Source organism: Streptomyces sp. NPDC059816, assembly GCF_042732055.1.
Lineage (GTDB): Bacteria > Actinomycetota > Actinomycetes > Streptomycetales > Streptomycetaceae > Streptomyces.
This window is the reverse complement of record NZ_JBHWIQ010000030.1, coordinates 84,288-90,796: the sequence shown is the minus strand read 5'-3', so window position 1 is coordinate 90,796 and position 6,509 is coordinate 84,288. Positions and strand designations below refer to the sequence as shown.

Below are 6,509 nucleotides of genomic sequence, written 5' to 3'. Positions count from 1 at the left end.
GCGTCACACGCCGCGCCCCCCTCCCGCGTTCCCGACCCTCCGGGGCCGTCAGCTCTTGCGGCCCGCCGAGGCGCCGCTGAGCGCCTCGGCCGGTGGGCCCTTCTGCTCGGGGATCCTGACGGACTCCCCGGCCCCGGCCCGCCTGGCCCGGGGCCCGGCGAACAGGTAACCGAGCCCGAAGCCCGCGGCGACCACGGCGCCCCCGCCCACCGCGTCCAGCACCCAGTGGTTGGCCGTGCCGACGATCGTCGCCAGGGTGATCGCCGGGTGCAGCGCGCCCAGCAGCTTCATCCACGCCTTCGGGGCGAGGATGACGATGACGACCCCGCACCACAGGGACCACCCGAAGTGCAGCGAGGGCATCGCCGCGTACTGGTTGGTGAGCCCGGTCAGGGTTCCGTAGTCCGGCTTCGAGAAGTCCTGCACGCCGTGAATGGTGTCGACGAACCCGAGCCCGGGCATCAGCCGCGGCGGAGCCAGCGGGTACAGCCAGAACCCGAGCAGGGCGAGCAGGGTGGCGAAGGCCAGCCCGGTCCGCGCCCACCGGTAGTCCACCGGCCGCCGCACGTACAGCAGTCCGAGCACGCTCAGCGGGACCACGAAGTGGAAGGACGTGTAGTAGAAGTTGAAGAAGTCCTCCAGCCACGGCAGGCTCACCACCTGGTGGTTCACCCAGTGCTCGATGTCGATGAACAGCGCCTTCTCGATGGCGTGGATCTGTTCGCCGTGCGCCTCCGCGGTCTCCCGCCCCGAGGTGGCCGCGAGCCGCACCTGCTGGTACGCGGAGTAGCCGACCCGGATCAGCAGCAGTTCGAGCAGCAGGTTCGGCCGGCTCAGCACCCGCCGCCAGAACGGCACCAGCGGCACCCACTTCCAGCGGGCGGGCACGGGGGCGGCGTACTGGGTGGGTGTCGGATCGTCGTAGTGCGGCGAGGTGCGCGACAGGAACGGCACGAAGCAGGCCGCGGCGAGTGCCGCGACGAGGATCACGTTGTCCCGCAGCGGATGCATGACGCCCATGTTCGGCAACATCATCTTCGCGGGCAGCGTCATCGCCAGGATGACGGCGACGGGCCACACCGGCCGGTCGGCGGCCCGCTTGCCGACCCGGCCGACGACGGCGAGCAGCACCCACAGCAACTGGTGCTGCCAGGCGGTCGGCGACACCGCGGCGGCGACGCAGCCGGTGATGGCGACGGCGAGCAGCAGCTGCCCGTCCTGGGCGTAGCGCACGGCCCGGCGCAGTCCGAGGAAGACCACCGCGGCGGCGAGCGCCAGGAACAGCGCCCACTCCAGCGGTCCGCTCAGCCCGAACCGCAGCAGCGCCCCGTGCAGGGACTGGTTGGCGAGTCCGTCCGGGGTCGCTCCCAGCCCGGCGCCCGCGATCTGCTCGATCCAGTACGTCCACGAGTCGTCGGGCATCGCGGCCCAGGCGAGGGCGGAACACGCGGCGAAGGTGGCGCCGGCCGACACCGCTGCCTTCCGGCGGCCGGTCAGCCACAGCAGCGGGGCGAACAGCAGCACGGTCGGCTGGAAGGCGGCCCCGATGCCGATCAGGATGCCGCTGGCCCGTTCCCCCCGGGCCGCGAAACAGCCGAGCAGCACCAGCAGCACCGGGATGATGCTGGTCTGGCCCAGGTACAGGGTGTTGCGCACCGGCAGGGACAGCATCAGCAGGCAGACCGCCACCGGTGCGGCGAGTAGCGCGGTGCGGCGGGACACCGGCCCGGGCAGGGCGCGTGCGGCGACCAGGCCGAGGGCCGCCACGAGCAGGAGGGTCCCGAAGGTCCAGCCCCAGCCGAGGGCTTCCTCGGCCGCGTTCGCGAACGGTTTGAGTACGAGTCCGTTGAACGGGGTACCGGTGAACTGGTCGTTGTCGTAGACCGACCCGGGAACGTGCAGCACGCCGTCCGTGCCGATCCAGGTCCCCAGGTCGGTGAGGCGTTCACCGGGCGGCTGTCGCACTATCACCGCGACCTGTCGGACGGCGAGCAGCGCCGCCATCAGCCACAGGCCGATGCGGACGGCCGCGATCCGGGGGTGCACCGCCGTTGCGGGCGGCCCTCCAGGTCTCGCTGCTCGTGCCTCTCCTGGTCCGTGCTCCGTCTCAGCCACGCCGCGTCGGCCCTCCCGCCCCGTTTCGCTCACTGCGCTCATCGATGTACGGCCTGTCTCGATGGGCCGACCCTAAGAGGCTCGCATTGCCCGTGCGAAGAGACGCAGGCAACCCCCGCTTCACCTGACAGCCTCTTTACTTTTGATCGGACGACGATAGTGGGGAAAAGGCTCAGCGCTGAACGCGGAATGCGATCTTGATCACACTCTAGCCGGTTCGTACGGGCCGTCCTCCGGGCGTTTCCCGCCTTCCGGGGGGCGCGGTGCGCAGGGCGCGCGACGGGCGCCGCGCCCCCTCGTTCCGCGGCGGCTCCGGCATTTCGGCCGTGCGCCCGAACCACCCCACCGGAGGACCGGGCGTCCGATCGAGGGCACCGGGGGCGGAGCCGGGATAGGTTCTGTGAGAAACACGACTGAGCGGGACCGAGGAAAGCGGGGAGTCCGTCACATGGCCGAGCAGGAGCGTTGGGACGCCGTCGACGACTACGTCACGTCCGCACTGACCCTCGCCGACGAGGCGCTGGACGCGGCGCTGGGCGACAGCGACGCGGCGGGGCTGCCGCAGATCGCGGTCGCCGCGAACCAGGGCAAGCTGCTCCAGCTGCTCGCCGAGGTGCAGGGCGCGCGGAAGATCCTGGAGATCGGGACCCTCGGGGGGTACAGCACGATCTGGCTGGCCCGAGCGCTCCCGGCCGACGGCCGACTCGTCACCCTGGAGTACCAGGCCGCGCACGCCGAGGTCGCCCGGCGCAACCTCGCCCGGGCCGGGCTGGACGGGGTGACCGAGGTCCGCGTGGGCGCCGCCCTGGACACGCTCCCGCTGCTGGAGGCCGAGGGCGCGGGCCCCTTCGACTTCGTCTTCATCGACGCTGACAAGGTCAACAATCCGCACTACCTCGACTGGTCGCTGCGGCTCACCCGGCCCGGCTCGGTCATCGTCTGCGACAACGTGGTCCGCGGCGGGGCCGTCGCCGATGCGGACAGCACCGACCCCGCCGTCGTCGGGACCCGGGCGCTGATCGACCGGGTGGCCGCCCGTCCCGAGTTGAGCGCCACCGTCGTCCAGACGGTCGGCACCAAGGGGTACGACGGCTTCCTGCTGGCCCGCGTCACCGGCTGAGCCCGGCCCGCCGCCGGGCCCGCCGTCCCGACCGGTTTCACACCTCGTGGTAGAAGCCGACGTTGACCGAGCGCGGCCCGGTGCGGTCCAGGATGACGACCTCGCCGGAGGAGCCCGGGGGAAGCGGTGAGGTGCCGCCGTAGGGGAGCGGCTGCGAGGGGCCCCGGCCCACCGTGAGCCGTACCTCGGAGGATGGGTCCACCTGGGAACCGCGCAGCCAGGACACCGTCCAGCTCCCGTCGGCTCCGCAGCGGAACTCCAGATGGGTCCGGGACACGAACAGCCAGTCGCCGGGGGTGGCGAGGCGACACACGCTCCGGTCCCGGCCCACCCGCAGGACCGACCCCGCGTCGCTCGTCTCCTCCGCCATCAGCATGCCCGCCGTGGCGCCCGCGTCCGCCTCCGACAACGTGGCCATGGTCAGCTCAAGCACCTGGTGCTCCTTCGTTCCGCCCGGCCCCTGGCGTCGGCCGTGGTCAGTCCCTGTGGTCAAGGGGGAGGGTCGCACAGCCCGCGACGGTAGGGGAGCCCCCGCAGTTCCCTGCGGGTGCGCGGTGGTTGCCCGCGCAGTTCCCCGCGCCCCTTGGGTGCGCTCCGGTGGGCGTGCGCTGTCCCTTGCGGGTGCGCTGTTGTTCTGCGCCGTTCCCCGCGCCCCTTGGGTGCGTCCCTCGGGGCGTGCGCTGTCCGGCGGGGTGCGCGGTGGTTGCTCGCGCAGTTCCCCGCGCCCCCTGGGTGCGTCCCTCGGGGCGTTCGCTGTTCAGCTAGCTGCGCGGTGGTTGCCCGCGCCCCTTTGGGGCGCCCCGTACCGCACGCCCTGGGCGGGGCGCACTTGATCAGGGGCGCGGGGAACGGCGCGGGCAACCACACCGCACCCGCAGGGGACACCGCACCCGCAGGTGCCGAACAGCCGAGTACCCCGCGCCGAAAGGCCGGTCCGATTGGCGGAGCCCGCCCCGGGGAACACCCTGATCTGGTGTGCGACCAGAACGGACGCCCGTACGGCGTTCCACGGGGAGGCGGTTGAAGGCATGACCGAGCGAGTGGAGCACGGACAACTGTTCATCGGCGGAGCGATGGCCGACCCCCTCGGCAGTGACGTCATAGAGGTGGTGTCACCCCACACCGGCGAGGTCTTCGCCCGGGTCCCCCACGCATCGCGGGCCGACGTGGACCGAGCCCTCGCCGCGGCCCGAGCAGCCTTCGACCACGGACCCTGGCCCCGAGCGGCCCTCGCCGAGCGCCTGGAGGTCGTGAGCCGGATCAGGGACGGCCTCGCCGCGCGGCACGAGGAGATGGCCCGCCTCATCACGTCCGAGAACGGCACCCCGTACACGTCGAGCGTGCACATGCAGGCCCTCGCCGCGCTGAGGGTGTGGGACGCGGCGCTCCTCGTCGCCCGGGACTTCGTCCACGAGGAGCCCCGCGCGGGAGCCTCCGGCCGGCTGCTGGTCCGCAGGGAACCCGTCGGGGTCGTGGCGGCCGTCGTGCCCTGGAACGTCCCCCAGTTCACGGCCGCCGCGAAGCTCGCGCCCGCGCTGCTCGCCGGCTGCCCGGTCGTCCTGAAGACCTCCCCCCAGACCCCGCTGGACGCGTACGTCCTCGCGGAGATCGCTGCCGGGGCGGGGCTGCCCGAGGGGGTCCTGTCGATCCTCTGCGCCGATCGCGGCACCAGTGAGTACCTGGTCGGGCACCCGGACGTGGACAAGGTGTCGTTCACCGGCTCGGTCGCCGCGGGCAAACGGGTGATGGAGGTCGCCGCCCGCAACCTCACACGTGTCACCCTGGAGCTGGGCGGCAAGTCGGCCGCGGTGGTGCTGCCCGACGCCGACGCGACCACCGCCGTCGCGGGCATCGCCCCCTTCGCCTGGCTGCTCAACGGCCAGGCGTGCGTGGCCCAGACCCGCATCCTGGTGCCCCGCGCACGGCACGACGAGTTCGCCGACGGCTTCTCGGCCGCCGCGAACGCCCTGCTCGCCGGGGACCCCCTGGACCCGGCCACCGAACTCGGTCCGCTGGTCGCCGAACGCCAGCAGCGGCGCTCCCTCGACTACATCCGCCTGGGCCGGGACGAGGGCGCGAAGGTCCTGGCCGGCGGCGGCCGTCCCCGGGGGTTCGACCGGGGCTGGTACGTGGAGGCGACCCTCCTCGGTCAGGTCGACAACTCCATGCGGGTCGCCCGGGAGGAGATCTTCGGCCCGGTGGTCTGTCTGCTCCCGTACGAGGACGAGGAGGAGGCGGTGCGGATCGCCAACGACTCCGCGTACGGACTCTCCGGCAGCGTGTGGACGGCCGACCCGGAGCGCGGGCTCGACGTGGCGCGCCGGGTGCGCACCGGGACGTACTCGGTGAACACCTTCGACATCGACGTGCTCGGCCCGTTCGGCGGGTACAAGGACTCCGGCCTCGGGCGCGAGTTCGGCCCCGAGGGGTACGCCGCGTACTTCGAGCACAAGACGATCCACCTGCCCGCGGGGTGGGACGGCTGACCCCCTCGCCGGGCGGGGCTCAGTGGCGGCCCGCGCAGGGCGGGTCGAGCAGCCGACAGGCCGTTTCGACGTCGTGCCGCACCTGCTCGATCGACGCCCGCCCGGACAGCCAGGCGATGAGCACCGAGTGCCAGGTGTGCTCGATCACCCGCACCGCGGCCGTCCGCTCGGGGCCGAGGTCGTCCAGGCCCGTGGCGTCCACGATGATCGCGGTGGTCAGCCGGCACACCTCTTCCACTTCGGAGCTGACCGACCGGTCGGCGAACGTCAGGGCGCGCACCATCGCGTCGGCGAGGTGCGGTTCCCGCTGGAGCGCACCGAACGCCCCCATCAGGGCCTGGGCGACGCGCTCGGCGGGACCGTCCCCGGCGGGCGGTCGCTCGCGCAGCGTGGCGTGCAGGCGTTCCAACCGGTCCCGCATGGTGGCGACCAGCAGATGGACCTTGGACGGGAAGTAGCGGTACAGGGTGCCGAGCGCGACGCCCGACAGCTCCGCCACCTCCCGCATCTGCACCGCGTCGAAGCCGCCCCGGCCCGCGAGCCGCGCGCTGGCGTGCAGGATGCGGCGGCGCCGGGCCTCCTGGCGTTCCGCGAGGGGCGGTGCAGCGGCGGTCCGCCCACTGGCGTCCCCGGGTCTGGCGTGCGCTGTCATCTACCCGATCGTCCCGTTCCGTGGCCGTCGTGGAGGTCCGGGCGCAGCCGGCCCCGCTCGCCCGGAGGCTTCCCGGACCGTACGGCATGGTAGGGCGCCGCGTCGTGGCGCGAATCACCCGAACCGCCCGGCCACG

Annotated in this window: 5 protein-coding genes; 2 read left to right on the top strand and 3 right to left on the bottom strand. The window is 73.0% G+C overall.

Annotated elements, in window-relative coordinates:
• Positions 1-48: 48 nt before the first annotated feature.
• Complete coding sequence (locus ACFV88_RS30680) at positions 49-2,004, bottom strand: bifunctional glycosyltransferase 87/phosphatase PAP2 family protein (protein ID WP_385495315.1); 1,956 nt, start codon at positions 2,002-2,004, stop codon at positions 49-51.
• A gap of 559 nt (positions 2,005-2,563) precedes the next feature.
• On the opposite strand from ACFV88_RS30680, the gene ACFV88_RS30675 reads away from it, so the two are divergent.
• Positions 2,564-3,235, top strand: a complete 672-nt coding sequence (locus ACFV88_RS30675) for an O-methyltransferase (RefSeq protein WP_385495311.1) — start codon at positions 2,564-2,566, stop codon at positions 3,233-3,235.
• A gap of 37 nt (positions 3,236-3,272) precedes the next feature.
• Here the strand turns inward: ACFV88_RS30675 and ACFV88_RS30670 are convergent, their stop codons facing one another.
• Positions 3,273-3,668, bottom strand: a complete 396-nt coding sequence (locus ACFV88_RS30670) for a hypothetical protein (protein ID WP_385495309.1) — start codon at positions 3,666-3,668, stop codon at positions 3,273-3,275.
• A 595-nt stretch (positions 3,669-4,263) separates the two neighbouring features.
• Here ACFV88_RS30670 and ACFV88_RS30665 point away from each other — a divergent pair.
• Positions 4,264-5,721, top strand: coding sequence for an aldehyde dehydrogenase (locus ACFV88_RS30665; protein WP_385495307.1), 1,458 nt, complete (start codon positions 4,264-4,266; stop codon positions 5,719-5,721).
• A 19-nt stretch (positions 5,722-5,740) separates the two neighbouring features.
• On the opposite strand, the gene ACFV88_RS30660 is transcribed toward ACFV88_RS30665, so the two are convergent.
• Positions 5,741-6,373, bottom strand: coding sequence for a TetR family transcriptional regulator (locus tag ACFV88_RS30660; protein ID WP_385495306.1), 633 nt, complete (start codon positions 6,371-6,373; stop codon positions 5,741-5,743).
• Positions 6,374-6,509 lie beyond the last annotated feature (136 nt).